The organism is Necropsobacter massiliensis (assembly GCF_000827595.2).
GTDB classification, from domain to species: domain Bacteria; phylum Pseudomonadota; class Gammaproteobacteria; order Enterobacterales; family Pasteurellaceae; genus Necropsobacter; species Necropsobacter massiliensis.
On record NZ_LN776184.1, the window covers coordinates 46297 to 64086 of the forward strand.

Sequence of the window (17790 nt, forward strand, 5' to 3'; positions counted from 1 at the left end):
ATTAATCGTCCAATAACACCCAACCGTCATCCAGCCAGTTACAAATGCTGTCCGTCAGTAATACAAGTGCGGTCTCGTTTTCTTGCGTTTTTTCCAGCGTTTGTGCCGCCAGCGCTAAAATAGCCTGCCAATTCAGGCGGGCGCCGTCCGCCAGCCGTTTTAAAATCTGTGCCTCCAGCGGATTAAGCTCATCCAGCCATTCGCCGTTGGCGTAAATCCGTAGCGGTTGCTGCGTATAAACCAGTTTGCAGTTGTTATCCTGTACCAGTACGCCGTTTTCCTGCGCTAAAAATGACCGCACTTGTTCCGGCTCGCACATTTCTTCCGTCGGCAGCAATTCATAGCGACGCGTGCTGACTGTCGCGGCGATAGCCTGTTGCAACAGACAATCAAACTGCGGCGATTCCGCCAACGCCGCCAGTAATTGCTGTTTCATTTCCGCCACCGTTGCCGGAGCGAGTTCGCCACATTGCTGTAGCGATGGGCGCAAACGCAGCGGAAGGATAAATTCATTTAGGTCAATCTCGGGATTAGGTTGACAGAATCCTTTATTGACGTTTTCCAGTAAATCCGCCAAGCTCGGATAGCGCAGTCCGAAAGAAAAAGTCAGGCAATCATCCTGTGCCACGCCGTAATGGGATAAGCGCGACGGAATATATAACACGTCGCCCGGCGCCATTATTTCATCCAGCACTAATTCGCCCATATCGTCAAAAATACGGATCGGCTGATTCGGCTTAAACTCGCTACCAGGATCGCACCATCTGCCTAGTTGCCAACGTCGATGACCATAGCCCTGCACTAAAAAGACATCATATTCATCGTAATGTTTGCCGACCGAACCGCCTTGCGGTGCGTAAGACACCATAATATCGTCGCGCTGCCATTGCGGGATAAAACCGAAAGCCTGCCAAAGCCGCCCCAGTTCCGTTGACCACTGCTCCATATTCTGCACCAGCACACTCCATTGCAGCGGCAGATCGGCAAAATCCGCCTCCGTCAGCGGGCTGAGCGTCAGCGTCCAGTTATCTTCGTCATACTGCTTAAGCAAACGGGCGGTGACGTCCTCACTGCGCGCCAATTCAAGAATATCCTGCGGTTCAAACTGACCGACAATCTGCGGCAATCCGTTACGAATCAGCAGCGGTTTTTTCTGCCAGTAATCGCGCAAAAAAATTGCCGGCGTAATAGATTCAGGCAAACAGAAATTAGTCATTTTGCGCCTCCTTTTGTGCCGCTTTGGCAGCTTTTGCCGCCAGTTTTTCCGCTTGTTTCTGCGCCTGCTGTGCGTGTTGCTGCTGTTCCGCCCGCTTGCGGCGAATATCTTTCGGATCAGCCAACAACGGACGATAAATTTCAATGCGATCGCCGTCTTGTAGCGGATCGGTCAGCTTTGCCGGACGGCTGAAAATCCCGACCTTATTTTCACGCAAATCAATCTCGGTAAATTGCTGTAACACGCCCGATTGCAAAATAGCCGTCTGTACGGTGGTGCCCGCTTCCAGCTGAAAACGTTTTAAATAATAATGATCAGGAAAGGCATAGGCGATTTCAATGTTTATCTGTGGCATCACAAGCTCCTTATCGATAGATCGCTTTCGCCCGCTGTTTGAACGCATCCACCATTTTGCCCGTCAAATGGGTGAAAATCCGCCCGAACGCCAGTGCGATAATCGGATTAGCAAACTCAAATTCTAAATGCAGCGAAATTTTACAGCATTGTTCGTCGAGCTCCTCAAAAGTCCATTGACCGTGCAGAAAATCAAACGGTCCTTCCGCCAAACGCATGCTAATGCAGCGCTCTGGCGTCATCCGATTGCGGGTGGTAAAACGCTGGCTGATCCCCGCTTTACTGATGGTCAGTTCCGCCGTCAACTCCTGCGGATTTGGCGTCACGGTACGGGCGGCAACACAACCCGGCAGAAATTCCGGATAACGTTCGTAATCATTGACTAAAGCATACATTTGCGCAGCGCTGTAAGGCACCAGCGCACTTTGATTCACACGTGGCATGGCAATCGCTATTATGTAGTTAAAAAAACTTTGCTATTATAGCGAAAAAGTGCGGTCACAAAAATAAGGAAAATTCATGAATTGGTTATGGTTTGCGTTCGGTTCGGCATTCTTTGCCGGTCTTACCGCAATTTTCGGTAAACTCGGTGTGGAAGGGATGAACAGTAATCTGGCAACCTTTATTCGCACCATCGTTGTATTGTTCGTTGCCGGTGGCATTGTGACTATACGCAACGAATGGCAGCTGCCGCAGCATATCGCCGCCCGCCCGATGACATTTTTGCTGCTGTCCGGGGTCGCCACGGGGTTATCTTGGCTGTGTTATTACCGAGCGCTGCAACTGGCGCCCGCATCTTGGGTGGCGCCGATTGATAAGCTCAGTGTGGTGATCGCCATTATTCTGGGCGTCGTCCTGTTAGGCGAACCGCTTAGCGGCAAACTGATTATCGGCTCGATATTGATTTTATCAGGCGTACTGGTGCTGGCGTTATAGACGTTAAGCAAGAAAAAATGGCTGACAAGCGCAGCCGACTGAAACTCGGTCAAATCCGACTGATTAATCGAAGCGCACAAGTGTCTGCTTAGGAAATACATTTGTCGGAAAGGGGCTAGAGCCGCCCGCCTTTTTCCGCTACAATAGCCCACTATTTTCAGCTTATGGAAGCAGACTGATGTCAGAAATCAAATTAATTGTCGGACTGGGCAACCCGGGCGATAAATACGCGGATACCCGCCATAACGCTGGCGAATGGCTGATTGAGCGCTTGGCGCGACAATATAACTTCAGTTTAAAAGAAGACAACAAATTCTTCGGCAAAACCGCACGCGCCCTGATCGGCGGGCAAGAAGTGCGGTTTTTAGTGCCTTCGACCTTTATGAATCTCAGCGGCAAAGCGGTCGGTGCGTTGGCGACATTTTATCGAATTAAACCGGAAGAGATCCTGATTATTCACGACGAACTGGATTTACCGCCAGGCGTGGCGAAAATCAAACTGGGCGGCGGACATGGCGGGCATAACGGCTTGCGCGACAGCATCGCCCAGCTCGGTAACAATAAAAATTTCTATCGGTTAAGAATCGGCATCGGTCATCCGGGCGACAAAAATTTGGTTTCTGCTTATGTGCTGAGTAAACCTGCGCCGGCAGATCGCCTGCTTATCGACAAAGCGCTGGACGAAGCCACACTTTGCGTGGATATTTTAATGCGCGAAGGCATCACTAAAGCCACCAACCGATTAAACGGTTTTAAAGCATAAATAAAAAATGACAATGAAAGGAAAATATTATGGGATTTAAATGCGGTATCGTAGGCTTACCAAATGTAGGCAAATCAACTCTTTTTAATGCGTTGACCAAAGCCGGTATTGAAGCGGCGAACTACCCGTTTTGCACGATTGAACCGAATACCGGCGTTGTGCCGATGCCCGACCCGCGTTTAGACGCGCTGGCGGATATCGTAAAACCTGAGCGCGTTTTGCCGACCACGATGGAATTTGTCGATATTGCGGGCTTAGTCGCTGGCGCCAGTAAAGGCGAGGGACTGGGCAATAAATTTTTAGCCAATATTCGCGAAACGGACGCTATCGGGCATGTGGTACGTTGTTTTGAAAACGACGATATCGTACATGTCGCCGGCAAAATCGACCCGGTGGAAGATATTGAGACTATTAATACCGAACTGGCGCTGGCGGATTTAGACAGTTGCGAACGCGCCATTCAACGCCTGCAAAAACGCGCTAAAGGCGGCGATAAAGAGGCGAAATTTGAGCTTACAATCATGGAAAAAATCCTACCAGTATTGGAAAATGCCGGCATGATTCGTTCTGTCGGACTGGATAAAGAAGAATTACAGGCGATTAAAAGCTACAATTTTCTGACCTTAAAGCCCACCATGTATATCGCCAATGTCAATGAAGACGGTTTTGAAAACAATCCATATCTGGATCGCGTGCGCGCAATTGCCGAGCGCGAAGGCGCCGTGGTGGTGCCGGTATGCGCGGCGATTGAAGCCGAAATCGCCGAGCTGGAAGACGACGAAAAAACCGAGTTCCTGCAAGATTTAGGCATTGAAGAGCCGGGCTTGAACCGTGTGATTCGCGCCGGTTACGCGCTGTTGAACCTACAAACCTACTTCACCGCGGGAGTAAAAGAGGTGCGTGCGTGGACAGTTTCCGTCGGCGCCACCGCGCCAAAAGCCGCGGCAGTTATCCACACCGACTTTGAAAAAGGTTTTATCCGCGCCGAAGTCATCGCTTATCAAGATTTTATTCAATATAAAGGCGAAAACGGCGCCAAAGAAGCGGGCAAATGGCGGTTGGAAGGAAAGGATTATATCGTCCAAGACGGCGATGTTATGCACTTCCGGTTTAATGTTTAAATCGTTGCCTTGCTTTTGGGTTTGTGCAGAAAATCGCCAAAAATACACCGCACTTTGCCGTTCAAGGCTGCGTGCGGTATTTTTTACCGTCAATAACGTTTGCTAATAATTAAGGTCTTTATCTACACTGTTTGAACAGGTCACTCTTTTGTATCCGAACAATAAAGCAAGCCTGTTGCAACTCAAGCAAGGTCGCGATATATCATATTTAATACAGGCAGGAAAATACAGCAATGACAATCACTCTCCTCGACGGCGGTATGAGCCGTGAATTAATGCGCTTGAATGCGCCGTTCCGCCAGCCGGAATGGTCGGCGCTGTCGCTATATGAGCAACCGAGCGCCGTGCAGCAGGTGCATGAAAACTTTATTGCCGCCGGCGCACAAATCATCACCACTAACAGTTATGCCGTGGTGCCTTTTCATATCGGTGAGCAACGTTTTCATGCCGACGGCAAAATGCTGGCGCAACTCGCCGGACGGCTAGCCCAAAGTGCGGTGAAAAATTCAGGCATTTTGACCACACAAATCGCCGGTTCATTGCCGCCGTTATTCGGTTCTTATCGCCCGGATTTGTTCTGCCCTGAGCGGGTGGAAGAAATCGCCCGACCAATTATCGACGGTTTGGCGCCCTATGTGGATCTGTGGCTGTGCGAAACCCAAAGCCGCATTATCGAACCGCAAACCGTTAAACCGCTGCTGCCGGATAATCGCCCGTTTTGGGTTTCGTTTACGTTGAAAGACGACGAACCGACGCCAACACCGCAACTGCGTTCGGGCGAAACAGTGCAAAGTGCGGTGGAAAAAATGGCAGAATTAGGTGTTGACGCCATTTTGTTCAATTGCTGCCAACCGGAAGTGATTGAACCCGCCTTGCACGTTACCCGACAAACTTTACATGACTTGCAAGCAGAACAGATTCGCCTCGGCGCCTATGCCAATGCCTTTGCCTCACAACAGGAAAATACCGCCAATGATGGCTTAGACGAAGTACGCAAAGACCTCGATCCGCAGGCGTATTTAAATTGGGCGAGACAATGGGTCAATGCGGGCGCAAGCATCATCGGCGGTTGCTGCGGCATCGGGCTTGAGCATATCAAAGCATTATCTCAGAATCTTAAATAATGCAACCGACACAATAGATTTACCCGAACAAATCGCTATCCGTGATTTATTCGGCGCATTTCTCTTTGCCCGACTTTTATGCCAATAGAAGAAAGGCGATCGCCGTTTGCGCAATTTTTATGCTTATAACAGGAAAGCGACTATGTCTAATAAAAAATCGGTTTAATCTCCCTTACCGCGCTGGTGCTCAGTTCCATGATCGGTTCCGGCATTTTCAGTCTGCCACAAAATATGGCTGCCGTCGCCGGCGCCGAAGCCTTACTGATCGGTTGGTTGATTACCGGCATCGGTATTATCTTCCTCGGTTTATCCTTCTTTTATATTTCCCGCTTAAAACCCGAACTGGACGGTGGCATCTATACCTATGCGCGTGAAGGATTCGGCGATCTGATGGGCTTTATCTCCGCTTGGGGGTATTGGCTGTGCGCCACTATCGGCATTGTCGGCTATCTGGTTGTGGCATTCGAGGGAATCGGTATCTTTACCGACAGCGAAAGTGCCGTTTTATTCGGACAAGGCAACACCTTCGCCGCTTTTATCGGTTCTTCGCTCATCCTATGGCTGGTGCATATTCTGATCGCGCGCGGCATCAAAGAAGCCGCCGCCGTGAATTTGCTCGCCACGATGGTCAAGGTTTTTCCGCTAATCTTATTTATTGTATTGGCGTTATATTATTTTTCACCGCAGACGTTCATGCAGGATATGCAAGGCGCCAGCTTGAATGTTTCGGTTACCGATCAGGTTAAACACACCATGCTGATCACGCTGTGGGTGTTCACCGGCGTGGAAGGCGCGGCGGTGTTGTCTTCCCATGCCAAAAAAAGAAGCGATGTAGGACTTGCCACGGTGCTGGGGATCAGCATCGCCTTAGTGCTTTATGTGGCAATTACCTTGCTGTCTCTCGGTATCTTACCGCGCAAGATTATTGCCAGCATGTCCAATCCGTCCATGGCGGGACTGTTAAATGCGATGATCGGTGCAAGCGGTAAAATCATCATTACCGTTTGTCTGATTGTCTCCGTACTGGCTTCTTACATCAGCTGGACGATGTATTGCGCCGAAGTGCCTTACCGCGGCGCAAAACACGGCGCTTTCCCGCAGATTTTAAATAAGCTCAACCGCAACGATGTGCCGATTAACGCCTTATGGTTCACCGGTTTGGTGGTGCAACTTTGTTTGCTGCTGGTATTGATGACCGGCAAAAGCTACGAAACCTTGTTGCTCATTTCCACCTCAATGATTCTGGTGCCGTATTTATTGATCGGCGCTTACCTGCTGAAACTGTCAATACGACAAAAGGCGGCTTGGTACATCAAACTGACCGGTTTTATGGCAACGCTATACGGATTGTGGATTTTATACGCGGCGGGATTGCAATATTTACTGTTGTCCGCGGTGCTGTATATGCCGGGCATTCTGCTGTTTTTGTATTCCAACTGTCGCTTCCATCATAAATTAAAATTAACCGGCATTGAAAAAGGTATTCTTAGCTTTATTTTGGCGGTATTTTGCTACGCCTTGTACCGCTTGCCGACATTACTGGCGGCCTAATTGTCGGATAAACTAACCGAAAGTGCGGTTAAAAAAACAAAAATTTTTAACCGCACTTTCGCTTATCTGAGCAACCGTTTGCTTAAGCCTGAAATTACAGTATAATTCGCCATCTTTTTATCATCTCAAGGGAAATTATGAACACGAATCTGCTTTATTCCGTCGAAGACAAACCGCCGTTCGGTTTAACGCTGTTATTAGCCGCTCAGCATTTATTAGCCGCCCTAGGCGGTATTATCGCGGTGCCGTTGGTAATCGGCAATGTTTTGCAGTTGCCGACTGAAGATACGATCACGTTGGTCAATGCCGCACTGCTGATTTCCGGCGTGGTCACAATTATTCAATGCCGCGGACTCGGACCTATCGGCATCCGCTTGCCCAGTGTTATGGGCACCAGCTTCACCTTTGTCGCTGCCGCGCTGGCTATCGGGTTCAGCGAATCCGGTGTGGCCGGCATTCTCGGCGCCTCGCTAGTCGGTTCGTTGGTGATGATTATCGGCAGTTTTTTTATGCCTTATATTCGCAAACTGTTTCCACCGGTGGTAACCGGCACCGTTGTAATGATGATCGGGCTGAGCCTGATTCCGGTTGCGGTGGACTGGTTTGCCGGCGGTCAGCGCGGCGATGCCAATTACGCCACGCCGGAAAATCTGATGATGGCAAGTTTCGTGCTAGTTATCGTGGTCATTCTGGTGCAATGGGGCAAGGGAATTTTTTCGGCCGCCGCCATCGTTATCGGAATGCTGACCGGCTATATTGTCGCGTTGGCGCTCGGCTGGGTTAGCTTTGACGGAGTAAAACAGGCACAAGTTTTCGCCCTGCCGCAACCGCTGCACTTCGGTCTGGAATTTCCTATCGCCGGCATTATCGGTATGTCTATCGCCTATCTGGTGACGATTGTCGAATCCAGCGGTAATTTCTTAGCCTTGGGCAACGCCACCAAAACCGAAATCACCGGCAAACATTTGCGCGGCGGTGTATTGTGTGACGGGTTAGGTTCCGCACTGGCGGCGATTATGTCCACCACGCCGTTTTCCTCTTTCTCGCAGAATATCGGCGTCATTTCCTTAACCGGCGTTGCCAGCCGTTATGTGGTGGCATTTACCGGTGGATTGCTTACTCTTGCCGGTCTGTTTCCAGTATTCGGTGCCCTCATTGTGTCCATTCCGCTGCCGGTGTTAGGCGGTGCTGGCTTGATGATGTTCGCCATGATTATCGCGGCGGGTATTCAAATGCTGGATAGCATTGAACGCAGCAAACGCAACGGGTTGATTATCGCCATTTCCATCGGCTGCGGGCTGGCGGTGACCACTCGTCCGGAATTGTTGGATAAACTACCGCACTTTTTCAAAGAAGTACTGGGTTCAGGAATTACTGTCGGATCATTACTGGCGTTGATTTTAAATCTGATTTTGCCGCAAGATAAACCGACTAAAAATGCGCAATAAATCCCAAGGGCAATCGCTGAATACGCACTGCTCTGAGTACGATACGCAAGTGTACAGCGTGTTTTTGGCAATAGCGTATATTTTTGCTATACTGCGCCGTCGATTTTATCAGCGAGGAAAAAACCAATGGAACAAATGCCAACTTGCCCGCAATGTCAAGGTGAATATGTTTATCACGACGGGCTGAATTTTGTTTGCCCAAACTGCGCTTACGAATGGTCGGGTGAAGAATCCGCTGCCGAACCAGAAACAAGCGTTAAAGACAGCAACGGCAATATCCTGCGCGACGGCGATGCGGTGATTCTGCTCAAGGATTTAAAAGTGAAAGGCTCTTCTCTTGTGCTGAAAAAGGGGACGAAAGCCAAAAATATCCGATTGGTGGAAGGCGATCATGACGTAGATTGCAAAATCGACGGGCAAAGTTTTTCATTAAAATCCGAGTTTCTGAAAAAAGCCTGAATACAGCACGATGCCGACACTGATGTCGGCATCGTCATAGTTAATCCTCGCTATTCTTCGCTAAAGATAAACAGGCATCCGCCAGCGCTTCGCTAAATTGCGCATCATGCGAGGCAATCAGCATCGGGAGTCGTAACTCGCGCAAAAGTGCGGTTAGTTTTGCGATATTTTTGGCATCCAGTCCGTTGGTGGGTTCATCCAGCAACAAAACCCGAGGTCGCATTGCCAGCACGCCCGCCAGCGCAGTAAAATTTTGCTCGCCGCCGGACAGTGTATTGACCGAGCGATCTTTTAATCCCATCATATTCAGCCGTTCCAACTGCTGCAAGGCAAGTCGGTATGCCTGTGCGTTATCCAGCCCCTGATTCAGCGGTCCGAACGCCACATCATCAAGTACCGTCGGACCGAACAGCTGATCACCGGCATGTTGAAAACAGAGACCGACTTTGCCGCGCAACGGTACAAAATCCTTTTCCTGCCGGCAGGCACGCCCAAACCAGCGGATCTCCCCTTGCTGCCGCGGCGTAAAGCCGAGCAAACTATGCAGTAAGGTCGATTTACCGCTACCGATATCGCCCTGTAAAAACAGGCGCTGATGCGGTGGCAGCACAAAAGAAAGATTATCGATAATCACGCGTCGGTCGCGCACCAGCCGCAATTGGCTGACTTCAAGGACATTCATGAGGATTTGCCTTTCGTTTTTTTACATCATGCAGCCGAAAACCGCGTGCTTTCAGTGCCATTTCCGTTTTTTCCGCCTTAATCAGCGCATGAATTAATAATAAGGCGACTCGTTGCGCCGCCACAAAAAGCGTTCTGCGGTTAAATCCAGTTCGGTAGCCGCGCGCGCGCATCGCTCTATCCATATTGTAATGCACTTCGCCCAATACCGCGATATAACGCACAGTCAACACAAACAGATGGCGCAGTTTCGCTGGCAACGGCAAACGACACAGCGCCTGTAACAATAAACTTTCGTTCATATCAATTAACAGCAGCCGTGTCGAACCCAGAATCAGATTAAGGCGCAAACTGATCAACAACGCCAGCTGGATGCCCGTCGGATTTGCGACGATACCTTGCTCATTGAGTTTCCAGCTTAACGTCAACCATACCAACAGGGTAAACAGGTTCAGTTTCAGCCAGTACCCGATATAGTGCGTAAGCGATTTACCGCTTGTCGCCAGCGCAATCGACAGTAGCGCGAACACCGCCAAATTTAAGCCGACCAGCAACGGAATATGCTGCAACGCGCTGACCGCCAATCCCCATAAAAACACATAAATCAACCGTAAGTGCGGTTGAAAAACGGTGGAAATCTTCATTTCACCGCACTTAGTACCGTCGGATACATTTTATGCAGCAACAGAATCACCCCGACGCTGACGATACTGTCGATAACAAAAACCGGAATGTGCGAGATGAGCAACAGCACAATTAAATCGGCATAATCTCTGCCGCCGTCCAGTGCCAGCACCGATGATGCCAGCAATGCCGCACCGCCAACGCCAATCACCCCAGCACCGATACCGGCGGCGATTTGAGTGCGGCGGGAATGGTGGCGTTCCAGCCGATGAGCAAACAACATATGCACACACAGCGCCGGAAGCGCCATTACGCATAAATTCACACCCAATACGGCAAACCCGCCGAAGGAAAACAGCAGCACCTGCAATACCAAGGCGATGAAAAAAGCCGGAAATACCGCCCAACCGAGAAACAGCCCCGCCATGCCGTTTAAAATCAGATGTACGCTGCCGATTCCCACCGGCACATGAATGGTACCGGCGACAAAAAAAGCGGCGGCAAACAGCGCAGTGAGCGGCAAGCGCTGCGGTTCAATTCGACGTAAACCGAGCATAACGCCGCCGATGGCAATCAGCGCACCACCGAGCAGCACCGGCGTATGTAACACGCCCTCCGATAAATGCATATTAACTGTCCTTATTCGATGCTGTACGGTTTAGACCGCCGGCCCGATATAACGCCCAGATACCGGCAATGCCCAAAATATAACCGATCCCGCCGAGAATATCGTGCAGGTAAATTTTATCTTTCAGTTTAGCAATATCTTCACGCACCAACATTAAGGCATTATCGCCGTGATTTGCCGGTTGCGGCGATATTCTGTCGGCAACCACCGCAGCTTTATGCCCTTCTTCGCCCTCCACCACGACTTTAAGCGAGCCTTCGGTATTCAGTGCATAAGAAAAGCGCCCTTCGCCGTCGGTTTTCCCCTCAAGCAACGGTGCGGTCTGTCCAAGCTGAAAAATTTCCAGATAAGTGTCCGCCGCTGGCGTCATATCCGAATAATAGGCTTTGCCGGAAACCGTCTGTCCATCATATTGGGCGAACAGATACAGGCTGTGAGCGAATACGGATTGCGTGCAGAGCAGCGCGCAAAGTGCGGTTAAAAATACCAATGTTTTCATTATTTCACATCAAAAGTCAGCATATATTCAATACTGCGTTCGTTATAATCAGGGTTCTCCGCCACCGGCTCATCAAATTCTGCCCAGACTTTATTGTAGCCGGCTTTAGGGGTAAATTGCGCGATACCTTTTTCATCAGTCAGATTAAATGGATGATCTTCACCCAAGCCGACTTTCACGCCATGCGCCGGTTTGCCGTTCACCAACACCAAAATATCCAGCGGCTGCCCGGTCTGAGGTTTGCTCTGTGGAATCAGTTCATAATCCATATTATGCGCTTTATAGGCTTGCTCATCCCAAGCCAGTATCGCTTTGCCGAATTTCAGCGGATTAATGCTCAATACTGCGCCCGGTGCCTGTCGTTTAGTTTTTTCCACATATTTACCGTTTGCCAGTTTTGACCATACGCCGTTATCAAAACGCACAAAAACAACGGACGTGTGCGGGGCGGCAAAATAAGCTTCGCCCTGCTTAAAGGTCACGTCCGCGTCACGCAGTTGCCCCTTGTCATCCAGCAGGCGCACCGCTTTTAATTTGCTTGGCGGATAACTTTCCGTTTCCTCATGACCGAATTTGATCACATATTGCCCGCCGTTATCGCCGGCGGGTTCAAGCCAGACATTGTGCGCGTTCGTCACTGCCGCAGTAAAAAGTGCGGTCAAAAATACAGCTGTTTTTTGCATTATCGTTTCTCCTTTTTTATATTGTGGGTATTATGATAAAGTATGAAGTAACTTCAGAGTCAAGGGGATTTAACAAAAAATGAAAATCGGTCAGTTAGCCGCTGTCGTCGGTTGTAGCGTAGAAACCGTGCGTTTTTATGAAAAACAGGGATTAATTGAGCCGGCGGAACGGACAAGTGGCAATTTCCGCCTTTATACGGACGAACATCTGAAACGCCTTTCTTTTATTTGTTATTGCCGCAGTCTGGATATTTCACTGAAAGAAATCAAAATGCTGCTCAATCCGCAACATGCCAGCAAAGCGCAAGAACGGGAAATCAACGCCCTGCTGGATCGACATATCAAGGAAGTGGCGAAACGCATTCATGAATTGGATCATCTGAGAATTCAATTAATTCAGTTAAAAGGTAAATGCCGTCATTTCGAGCAGGATAATGATTTGATGAACACCCTGCTACAACATAGTGGGGTTAATTTTGTGCGGTTAAAATAACCGCACTTTTCATGACGGTTTACGCCAACACATCCAACATCGCCAAGACCATTGCTGACGAACGCTGTGCGGCTAAGGGCAGAAATTCTTCAAAGGACATGCCGGCTGCGCCGTCGCCCGCATCAGAAACGGCGCGTACCACCACGAACGGCAACGCAAAGGCATGACAAACCTGCGCGATTGCCGCCGCTTCCATTTCCACCGCCATAACTTGCGGAAAATCCGCTTTGATCCGTGCCAGCGCCTCACCGCCGTGAATAAAGCTGTCGCCGGAACAAATCAACCCGAATGTCACTCGCAGCCCCTGATGTTCCGCCGCCTGCGCCGCCAGCACGGCCAGTTTTCGATCGGAGGGAAAGGTCGGCGGGCAACCCGGCAGCTGTCCTTTAACATAACCGAAAGCGGTTACATCCGCATCGTGATACGCGATTTCATCGGAAATGACAATATCTCCCACCTGCAATCCCGGCGCGACACCGCCCGCCGAACCAGTATTGATTACCACATCAGGCGCTGCCAGTTGCAGCAGTGCCGTAGTGCCCATTGCCGCCGCCGTTTTGCCGATGCCCGATTGCAGCAATGCCACGGCTTTGCCGTGAATCAATCCTTGATAAATGGTACAGCCGGCGATATGGGTCACGCATTTCTCCGTCATCAGAGAAGATAAGATTTCGACTTCCTGCGCCATGGCGCCAACAATTCCGATTTTCATCATTATTTTCCTTGTGTGAGTTTGGTCATTAAAAAATCCAGCACCGCGAAACTGTAATCGTCATTATATAAGGTGCTTGCGGTCAGCACGTATTTGCCGCCCACAATCACGTAAGGATAGGTAAACACACCGTAATCTTCGGTCATTTTAATCGCATCGCGCACCTTGGCGCGGATTTCGGCGGAGGCATACAATTTTTTAAAGGCTTCGGTATCCACGTTCTGGGCCTGTAACCAACTAATCAGCGCGCTGAATTGGGAAAGCTCAATAAAACGCGGTTTTTCTGAACTTTCAAACAATAATAAATCCGACACGCTACCGGCCCGTAATGCCTGCAAAGTGAAAAAAACCGTCGCGCCGGCATTGGCTTTTTCCGTTGCCACCGGGCTTTCAAGCAAAATCACTTTATCCGCATTAATTTGGCTGTAGAGAGTCAGAATATCTTGCGCCAATGAGCAGACGCGGCAATCATAATCAAAAAAGAACTGGATCAAAATTTTTTTATCGCTGCGCGCCGGCTGCGGGAGCGCTTCCTGATAAGAAAAATAATCCCGCCCGTCTTTAAATTGGGTAATCCGCAATGTAGGCGGCTGTTCGTCACTCGGCGCCGCGGCTGTCCGGCCGTTGTCAGCATAAGCCGCACCGCACAGAAGAAAAAACATTAGCAAAAACCCAATTCGTTTCATTTCCGTTAACCTGCCATCGGCTCAATATAATCCACTAATAACTGAATGGTACGATTACCGCGGTATTCATTAATATCTAATTTATATGCCAATTTCGCATTTTTAATGGAAAGATCAGGATAACAGCGGGTATCCACATTAAATGCGATAGCATCCAGCAGCGGGCCGCCCTGTGCCGGTTCCACCATCATTTTCAGATGCCGCTCGCCGATCAAACGCTGTTGCAGCACGCGAAACTCGCCGTCGAACAACGGTTCCGGAAAAGCCTGCCCCCAAGGTCCCGCCTGTTTTAAGGCTTCCGCCGTTTCCAAATTCATAAAGCCGACGTTTAATTCGCCGTCGGTCCATACCACACCGCGCAGTTGTTCCGCATCCAGCATATCACACACCACCTGATTGAACGCCTGCTGAAATTGTGCAAACAGCGCCTCTTGAATGCTCAACCCCGCCGCCATCGCATGACCGCCGAATTTCAGGATCATTTGTGGATGGCGGGAATGAATCCGTTCCAGCGCATCACGAATGTGCAAACCTTCGACAGAACGCGCCGATCCTTTCAGAACCCCCGGTTGATCCTGCGCAAACGCAATAACCGGGCGGTGAAACTGATCTTTCAGGCGCGATGCCAATATCCCCAGCACACCCTGATGCCAGTCCGCCTGATACAATGCGATGCCAAGCGGTAAATCTTGCTTAAGTGCGGTCAGATTACGGCAAATTTCCAGTGCCTCCAGTTTCATGCCCTGTTCAATTTCCTTGCGGGTTTGATTCAGCCCATCCAACTCCAGCGCCAAGGCTCGCGCAGTCGGCATATCTTCCGCCAGCAGCAACTCCACACCGACCGACATATTGTCCAGCCGTCCCGCCGCATTCAGGCGCGGGCCGACGGAAAAGCCCAGATCCGAAGCGGTAAAACGGCTAATATCCCGATTAGCCACTTCCGCCAGTGCGCGAATACCGCAACGGCAGCGTTCAGCACGAATCCGCTGCAAACCTTGATAGGCCAAAATCCGATTATTCTGATCCAACGGCACTACATCAGCGATAGTTCCCAGTGCCACCAAATCCAGCAATTCGGTAAAATTCGGCTGCGATTGAGCGCTGAAAAAACCTAAATCGCGCAATTTCGCCCGCAACGCCAGCATCACATAAAACGCCACCCCGACACCGGCTAAAGATTTGGAGGGAAAACCGCACTGCGATAAATTCGGATTAACGATGGCATCCGCCGGCGGCAATATATCGCCGGGCAAATGGTGATCGGTCACAATGACCTTGACCCCGCGCTGTTTCAAAAACGCCACACCATCGTAAGAGGACACACCGTTATCCACCGTAATCAGCAGCTCCACCTGCCTATCCAATGCCGCCTGCGCCACTGCTACGCTCAGACCGTATCCCTGCTCAAAGCGATTCGGCACCAGATAATCCACCGCCGTAAACCCCAGCCGACGCAATGCCAGCACACTCAGCGCGGTACTGGTGGCACCGTCGGCATCAAAATCACCGACAATCACGATCTTTTGTTGCGCTTCACGCGCCTGCACCAATAAATTTATCGCATTTTCCATCCCGAGTAATAAATCCGGCGACAGTAGCGCGCTTAAAGTGCGGTCCAATTCCTGCGCGTTTTTCACCCGCCGGGCACGGTATAGTCGATCCAGTAAAGGATGCTCGCAGACAGGCGCGCCCTGCGGCACCAAACGACGTTGAATCACTTTATTCACAGCTTGAGTTAATCCTTGAATTCCGGCTGAAAACTATTTCCCTTCCAATACCTCTAATAATTTTTTCGGTTCCAGATAGCCGCCGATTACCTCGCCACTTTCGGTGATAATGCTCGGTGTGCCGCGCACGCCGAACTGCACGCCCAGTTCATAGTGCTTTTTCACCATATTCGGGGTTTTCAATTCCTGCGGTAAATTGCCGTTTTCCGCTTCATTAAGCGCAAATACCGGATCTTTCGCCGTCCAAATCGCCTCCATTTGTTTCGCCGTATTATTGTTTAAGCCACTGCGTGGAAACGCCAGATAACGCACAGTAATGCCTAAATCATTATATTCTTTAATCTGCTGATGTAATAAATGGCAATAATGGCAAGTAATATCCATAAATACAGTGACGGTATGTTTCGGTTTGCTTGCCGGATAAACGATCATTTCGTGTTGATAGGCGTTTAATTTATCCACCAACATTCGTCCGCTTAAATCCACCGGTCCTTTATCCGTCAGCTCGTAAAGCTGCCCTTGCAGCACATAGCGACCGTCTTCGGAAATATAAAAGACGCCTTCATTGGTGATCACGGTTTTCAATCCGTTAATCGGAGAAGATTTGATTTCAATCTCGGACGCGCCGAGTTTGTTTAATTGCGTTTTAATCGCCGTATCATCGGCACTTGCCCCTAAAGACAACAACGCAAATGAAAGTGCGGTCAATATTTTTTTCATAATTATAGATTCCCCTAATGCAACATCCTAAAACTAAAATGCGGCGGAATTTTATCACAATCGGACAAAACAAGCTAATTCGGTAAAGCACTTTTGCCACCCGTTCCATCGCCGTTGACCCCAGCGGTCGCAATGCACAACGCTGCAACCGCTAACAAGTCGACCGGGACAAAGGAATTCTCCGCCGCCTCTATTAAATTTTCCCGAAATAGCATATAATTTGGCGCTTAATTATCTTAACGGAAATCTTTTTTTATGTTTGAAATTAACCCGGTTAAAAATAAAATTGCCGACCTCGCCGAGCGTACTCAGGTGCTCCGGGGGTATCTTTGACTTTGAGGTAAAAGTCGAACGCTTAGAAGAAGTCAACGCCGAGCTGGAACAACCCGATGTATGGAACCAGCCGGAAAAGGCACAGGCGCTGGGCAAAGAACGTGCCGCTCTGGAAACGGTGGTCGATACAATCAAAAATCTGGAGCAAGGGCTGGAAGATGTGGACGGTCTACTGGAACTTGCCATCGAAGCCGATGACGAAGACACGTTCAATGAAGCCCTTGCCGAGCTTGCCGAGCTGGAACAAAAACTTGCCGGGCTAGAATTTCGCCGCATGTTCAGCGGACAACACGACAGTGCCGACTGCTATGTGGATCTACAAGCCGGTTCCGGCGGTACGGAAGCGCAAGACTGGACGGAAATGCTGCTGCGTATGTATTTACGCTGGGCGGAAAGCAAAGGCTTTAAAACCGAATTAATGGAAGTCTCCGACGGCGATGTCGCCGGCATTAAATCCGCGACGGTTCGCGTCTCGGGCGAATACGCCTTCGGTTGGTTGCGTACCGAAACTGGCATTCACCGCTTAGTGCGCAAAAGCCCGTTTGACTCCAACAATCGCCGGCATACTTCTTTCAGTGCGGTGTTCGTTTACCCGGAGATCGACGACGATATTGATATCGACATTAACCCGGCAGATTTGCGCATTGACGTTTATCGCGCCTCCGGCGCCGGCGGTCAGCACGTTAACCGCACCGAAAGTGCGGTGCGCATTACGCACATTCCAAGCGGCATCGTGGTGCAATGTCAAAACGACCGCTCCCAGCACAAGAACAAAGATCAGTGTATGAAACAGCTGAAAGCCAAGTTATACGAAATGGAACTACAGAAAAAAAATGCAGAAAAACAGGCGCTGGAAGACACTAAATCCGACATCGGCTGGGGCAGCCAGATTCGTTCCTATGTGCTAGATGACGCGCGGATTAAAGACTTGCGTACCGGTGTGGAAAATCGCAACACCCAAGCGGTACTGGACGGCGATCTGGATCGCTTTATCGAAGCCAGTTTAAAAGCAGGATTATAAACATAACAGGC

The 17790-nt window shown here is 49.9% G+C and carries 21 protein-coding genes; 9 read left to right on the top strand and 12 right to left on the bottom strand.

Annotated elements, in window-relative coordinates; genetic code table 11:
• Position 1 precedes the first annotated feature (1 nt).
• The 3 genes from BN3349_RS06550 to BN3349_RS06560 are packed head-to-tail and all read right to left on the bottom strand — an operon-like array spanning position 2 to position 2013.
• A complete protein-coding gene (locus BN3349_RS06550; RefSeq protein ID WP_040976552.1) occupies positions 2 to 1216 on the bottom strand; it encodes a ribosomal protein uL16 3-hydroxylase in 1215 nt (404 codons plus the stop codon).
• Positions 1209 to 1571, bottom strand: a complete 363-nt coding sequence (locus BN3349_RS06555) for an RnfH family protein (protein ID WP_040976553.1) — start codon at positions 1569 to 1571, stop codon at positions 1209 to 1211. The genes BN3349_RS06550 and BN3349_RS06555 overlap by 8 nt, the downstream gene beginning before the upstream one ends.
• A gap of 10 nt (positions 1572 to 1581) precedes the next feature.
• Positions 1582 to 2013 carry a type II toxin-antitoxin system RatA family toxin gene (locus BN3349_RS06560; protein WP_040976554.1) on the bottom strand — a complete coding sequence of 144 codons (432 nt, stop codon included), beginning with the start codon at positions 2011 to 2013 and terminating at the stop codon, positions 1582 to 1584.
• A 76-nt stretch (positions 2014 to 2089) separates the two neighbouring features.
• On the opposite strand from BN3349_RS06560, the gene BN3349_RS06565 reads away from it, so the two are divergent.
• The 7 genes from BN3349_RS06565 to BN3349_RS06595 all read left to right on the top strand — a co-directional run bounded on the left by BN3349_RS06565 (position 2090) and on the right by BN3349_RS06595 (position 8972).
• Positions 2090 to 2506, top strand: a complete 417-nt coding sequence (locus BN3349_RS06565; protein WP_040976555.1) for an EamA family transporter — start codon at positions 2090 to 2092, stop codon at positions 2504 to 2506.
• 178 nt (positions 2507 to 2684) lie between these two features.
• Positions 2685 to 3269: an aminoacyl-tRNA hydrolase gene (gene pth, locus BN3349_RS06570; RefSeq protein ID WP_040976556.1), complete on the top strand. Its 585-nt coding sequence runs from the start codon at positions 2685 to 2687 to the stop codon at positions 3267 to 3269.
• Positions 3270 to 3298: 29 nt separating this feature from the next.
• A complete protein-coding gene (gene ychF, locus BN3349_RS06575) occupies positions 3299 to 4390 on the top strand; it encodes a redox-regulated ATPase YchF (RefSeq protein ID WP_040976557.1) in 1092 nt (363 codons plus the stop codon).
• Between the two features lie 233 nt (positions 4391 to 4623).
• A complete protein-coding gene (locus BN3349_RS06580) occupies positions 4624 to 5514 on the top strand; it encodes a homocysteine S-methyltransferase family protein (protein WP_040976558.1) in 891 nt (296 codons plus the stop codon).
• Between the two features lie 156 nt (positions 5515 to 5670).
• Positions 5671 to 7065: a basic amino acid/polyamine antiporter gene (locus tag BN3349_RS06585; RefSeq protein ID WP_040976559.1), complete on the top strand. Its 1395-nt coding sequence runs from the start codon at positions 5671 to 5673 to the stop codon at positions 7063 to 7065.
• Positions 7066 to 7202: 137 nt separating this feature from the next.
• Positions 7203 to 8513, top strand: coding sequence for a nucleobase:cation symporter-2 family protein (locus tag BN3349_RS06590; RefSeq protein ID WP_040976560.1), 1311 nt, complete (start codon positions 7203 to 7205; stop codon positions 8511 to 8513).
• 126 nt (positions 8514 to 8639) lie between these two features.
• The gene (locus BN3349_RS06595; protein ID WP_040976561.1) at positions 8640 to 8972 is read left to right on the top strand and encodes a zinc ribbon domain-containing protein YjdM; all 333 of its coding nucleotides are present in this window, start codon (positions 8640 to 8642) and stop codon (positions 8970 to 8972) included.
• A gap of 40 nt (positions 8973 to 9012) precedes the next feature.
• Here the strand turns inward: BN3349_RS06595 and BN3349_RS06600 are convergent, their stop codons facing one another.
• Genes BN3349_RS06600 through BN3349_RS06620 form a run of 5 tightly spaced genes read right to left on the bottom strand, consistent with a single transcriptional unit; the run spans position 9013 to position 12087 of the window.
• On the bottom strand, positions 9013 to 9654 hold the full coding sequence (locus BN3349_RS06600) for an energy-coupling factor ABC transporter ATP-binding protein (RefSeq protein WP_040976562.1): 642 nt from the start codon (positions 9652 to 9654) through the stop codon (positions 9013 to 9015).
• Positions 9641 to 10297 carry an energy-coupling factor transporter transmembrane component T family protein gene (locus tag BN3349_RS06605; RefSeq protein ID WP_040976563.1) on the bottom strand — a complete coding sequence of 219 codons (657 nt, stop codon included), beginning with the start codon at positions 10295 to 10297 and terminating at the stop codon, positions 9641 to 9643. Before BN3349_RS06605 ends, BN3349_RS06600 begins: the two co-directional genes overlap by 14 nt.
• The gene (gene cbiM / locus BN3349_RS06610; RefSeq protein WP_040976564.1) at positions 10294 to 10905 is read right to left on the bottom strand and encodes a cobalt transporter CbiM; all 612 of its coding nucleotides are present in this window, start codon (positions 10903 to 10905) and stop codon (positions 10294 to 10296) included. Before cbiM ends, BN3349_RS06605 begins: the two co-directional genes overlap by 4 nt.
• Position 10906: 1 nt before the next feature.
• A complete protein-coding gene (locus tag BN3349_RS06615) occupies positions 10907 to 11404 on the bottom strand; it encodes an HI_1622 family ECF transport-associated protein (protein ID WP_040976565.1) in 498 nt (165 codons plus the stop codon).
• Positions 11404 to 12087: a DUF4198 domain-containing protein gene (locus tag BN3349_RS06620; protein WP_040976566.1), complete on the bottom strand. Its 684-nt coding sequence runs from the start codon at positions 12085 to 12087 to the stop codon at positions 11404 to 11406. The genes BN3349_RS06615 and BN3349_RS06620 overlap by 1 nt, the downstream gene beginning before the upstream one ends.
• Positions 12088 to 12166: 79 nt before the next feature.
• Here BN3349_RS06620 and BN3349_RS06625 point away from each other — a divergent pair, with 79 nt between their 5' ends.
• Positions 12167 to 12580, top strand: a complete 414-nt coding sequence (locus tag BN3349_RS06625; RefSeq protein WP_040976567.1) for a MerR family transcriptional regulator — start codon at positions 12167 to 12169, stop codon at positions 12578 to 12580.
• A gap of 19 nt (positions 12581 to 12599) precedes the next feature.
• Here BN3349_RS06625 and BN3349_RS06630 read toward each other — a convergent pair whose 3' ends face one another.
• Genes BN3349_RS06630 through dsbC form a run of 4 tightly spaced genes read right to left on the bottom strand, consistent with a single transcriptional unit; the run spans position 12600 to position 16425 of the window.
• Positions 12600 to 13292, bottom strand: coding sequence for a 5'-methylthioadenosine/adenosylhomocysteine nucleosidase (locus tag BN3349_RS06630; RefSeq protein WP_040976568.1), 693 nt, complete (start codon positions 13290 to 13292; stop codon positions 12600 to 12602).
• A gap of 2 nt (positions 13293 to 13294) precedes the next feature.
• Positions 13295 to 13978 carry a thiol:disulfide interchange protein DsbA/DsbL gene (locus tag BN3349_RS06635; protein ID WP_040976569.1) on the bottom strand — a complete coding sequence of 228 codons (684 nt, stop codon included), beginning with the start codon at positions 13976 to 13978 and terminating at the stop codon, positions 13295 to 13297.
• Positions 13979 to 13983: 5 nt separating this feature from the next.
• Positions 13984 to 15705: a single-stranded-DNA-specific exonuclease RecJ gene (gene recJ / locus BN3349_RS06640; RefSeq protein WP_040976570.1), complete on the bottom strand. Its 1722-nt coding sequence runs from the start codon at positions 15703 to 15705 to the stop codon at positions 13984 to 13986.
• Positions 15706 to 15738: 33 nt separating this feature from the next.
• Entirely contained in the window at positions 15739 to 16425 is a 687-nt protein-coding gene (gene dsbC, locus BN3349_RS06645) for a bifunctional protein-disulfide isomerase/oxidoreductase DsbC (RefSeq protein WP_040976571.1), read from the bottom strand.
• A gap of 255 nt (positions 16426 to 16680) precedes the next feature.
• On the opposite strand from dsbC, the gene prfB reads away from it, so the two are divergent.
• Positions 16681 to 17779 (top strand): peptide chain release factor 2 gene (gene prfB / locus BN3349_RS06650; RefSeq protein ID WP_101430485.1). Its coding sequence is split into 2 segments (ribosomal slippage): positions 16681 to 16755 and positions 16757 to 17779, totalling 1098 coding nucleotides; the frame shifts between segments, so codons are not numbered across the junction.
• The last annotated feature ends 11 nt before the right edge of the window (positions 17780 to 17790 follow it).

Bases quoted from the DNA above. Each gene is read 5' to 3' on its own strand.
- BN3349_RS06555 (WP_040976553.1), bottom strand. From the start codon at position 1,571: ATGCCACAGATAAACATTGAAATCGCCTATGCCTTTCCTGATCATTAT.
- BN3349_RS06630 (WP_040976568.1), bottom strand. From the start codon at position 13,292: ATGAAAATCGGAATTGTTGGCGCCATGGCGCAGGAAGTCGAAATCTTA.
- BN3349_RS06580 (WP_040976558.1), top strand. From the start codon at position 4,624: ATGACAATCACTCTCCTCGACGGCGGTATGAGCCGTGAATTAATGCGC.
- cbiM (WP_040976564.1), bottom strand. From the start codon at position 10,905: ATGCATTTATCGGAGGGCGTGTTACATACGCCGGTGCTGCTCGGTGGT.
- BN3349_RS06550 (WP_040976552.1), bottom strand. From the start codon at position 1,216: ATGACTAATTTCTGTTTGCCTGAATCTATTACGCCGGCAATTTTTTTG.
- BN3349_RS06600 (WP_040976562.1), bottom strand. From the start codon at position 9,654: ATGAATGTCCTTGAAGTCAGCCAATTGCGGCTGGTGCGCGACCGACGC.
- dsbC (WP_040976571.1), bottom strand. From the start codon at position 16,425: ATGAAAAAAATATTGACCGCACTTTCATTTGCGTTGTTGTCTTTAGGG.
- BN3349_RS06590 (WP_040976560.1), top strand. From the start codon at position 7,203: ATGAACACGAATCTGCTTTATTCCGTCGAAGACAAACCGCCGTTCGGT.
- BN3349_RS06595 (WP_040976561.1), top strand. From the start codon at position 8,640: ATGGAACAAATGCCAACTTGCCCGCAATGTCAAGGTGAATATGTTTAT.
- BN3349_RS06560 (WP_040976554.1), bottom strand. From the start codon at position 2,013: ATGCCACGTGTGAATCAAAGTGCGCTGGTGCCTTACAGCGCTGCGCAA.
- BN3349_RS06565 (WP_040976555.1), top strand. From the start codon at position 2,090: ATGAATTGGTTATGGTTTGCGTTCGGTTCGGCATTCTTTGCCGGTCTT.
- pth (WP_040976556.1), top strand. From the start codon at position 2,685: ATGTCAGAAATCAAATTAATTGTCGGACTGGGCAACCCGGGCGATAAA.
- BN3349_RS06605 (WP_040976563.1), bottom strand. From the start codon at position 10,297: ATGAAGATTTCCACCGTTTTTCAACCGCACTTACGGTTGATTTATGTG.
- ychF (WP_040976557.1), top strand. From the start codon at position 3,299: ATGGGATTTAAATGCGGTATCGTAGGCTTACCAAATGTAGGCAAATCA.
- BN3349_RS06625 (WP_040976567.1), top strand. From the start codon at position 12,167: ATGAAAATCGGTCAGTTAGCCGCTGTCGTCGGTTGTAGCGTAGAAACC.
- BN3349_RS06635 (WP_040976569.1), bottom strand. From the start codon at position 13,978: ATGAAACGAATTGGGTTTTTGCTAATGTTTTTTCTTCTGTGCGGTGCG.
- BN3349_RS06620 (WP_040976566.1), bottom strand. From the start codon at position 12,087: ATGCAAAAAACAGCTGTATTTTTGACCGCACTTTTTACTGCGGCAGTG.
- BN3349_RS06615 (WP_040976565.1), bottom strand. From the start codon at position 11,404: ATGAAAACATTGGTATTTTTAACCGCACTTTGCGCGCTGCTCTGCACG.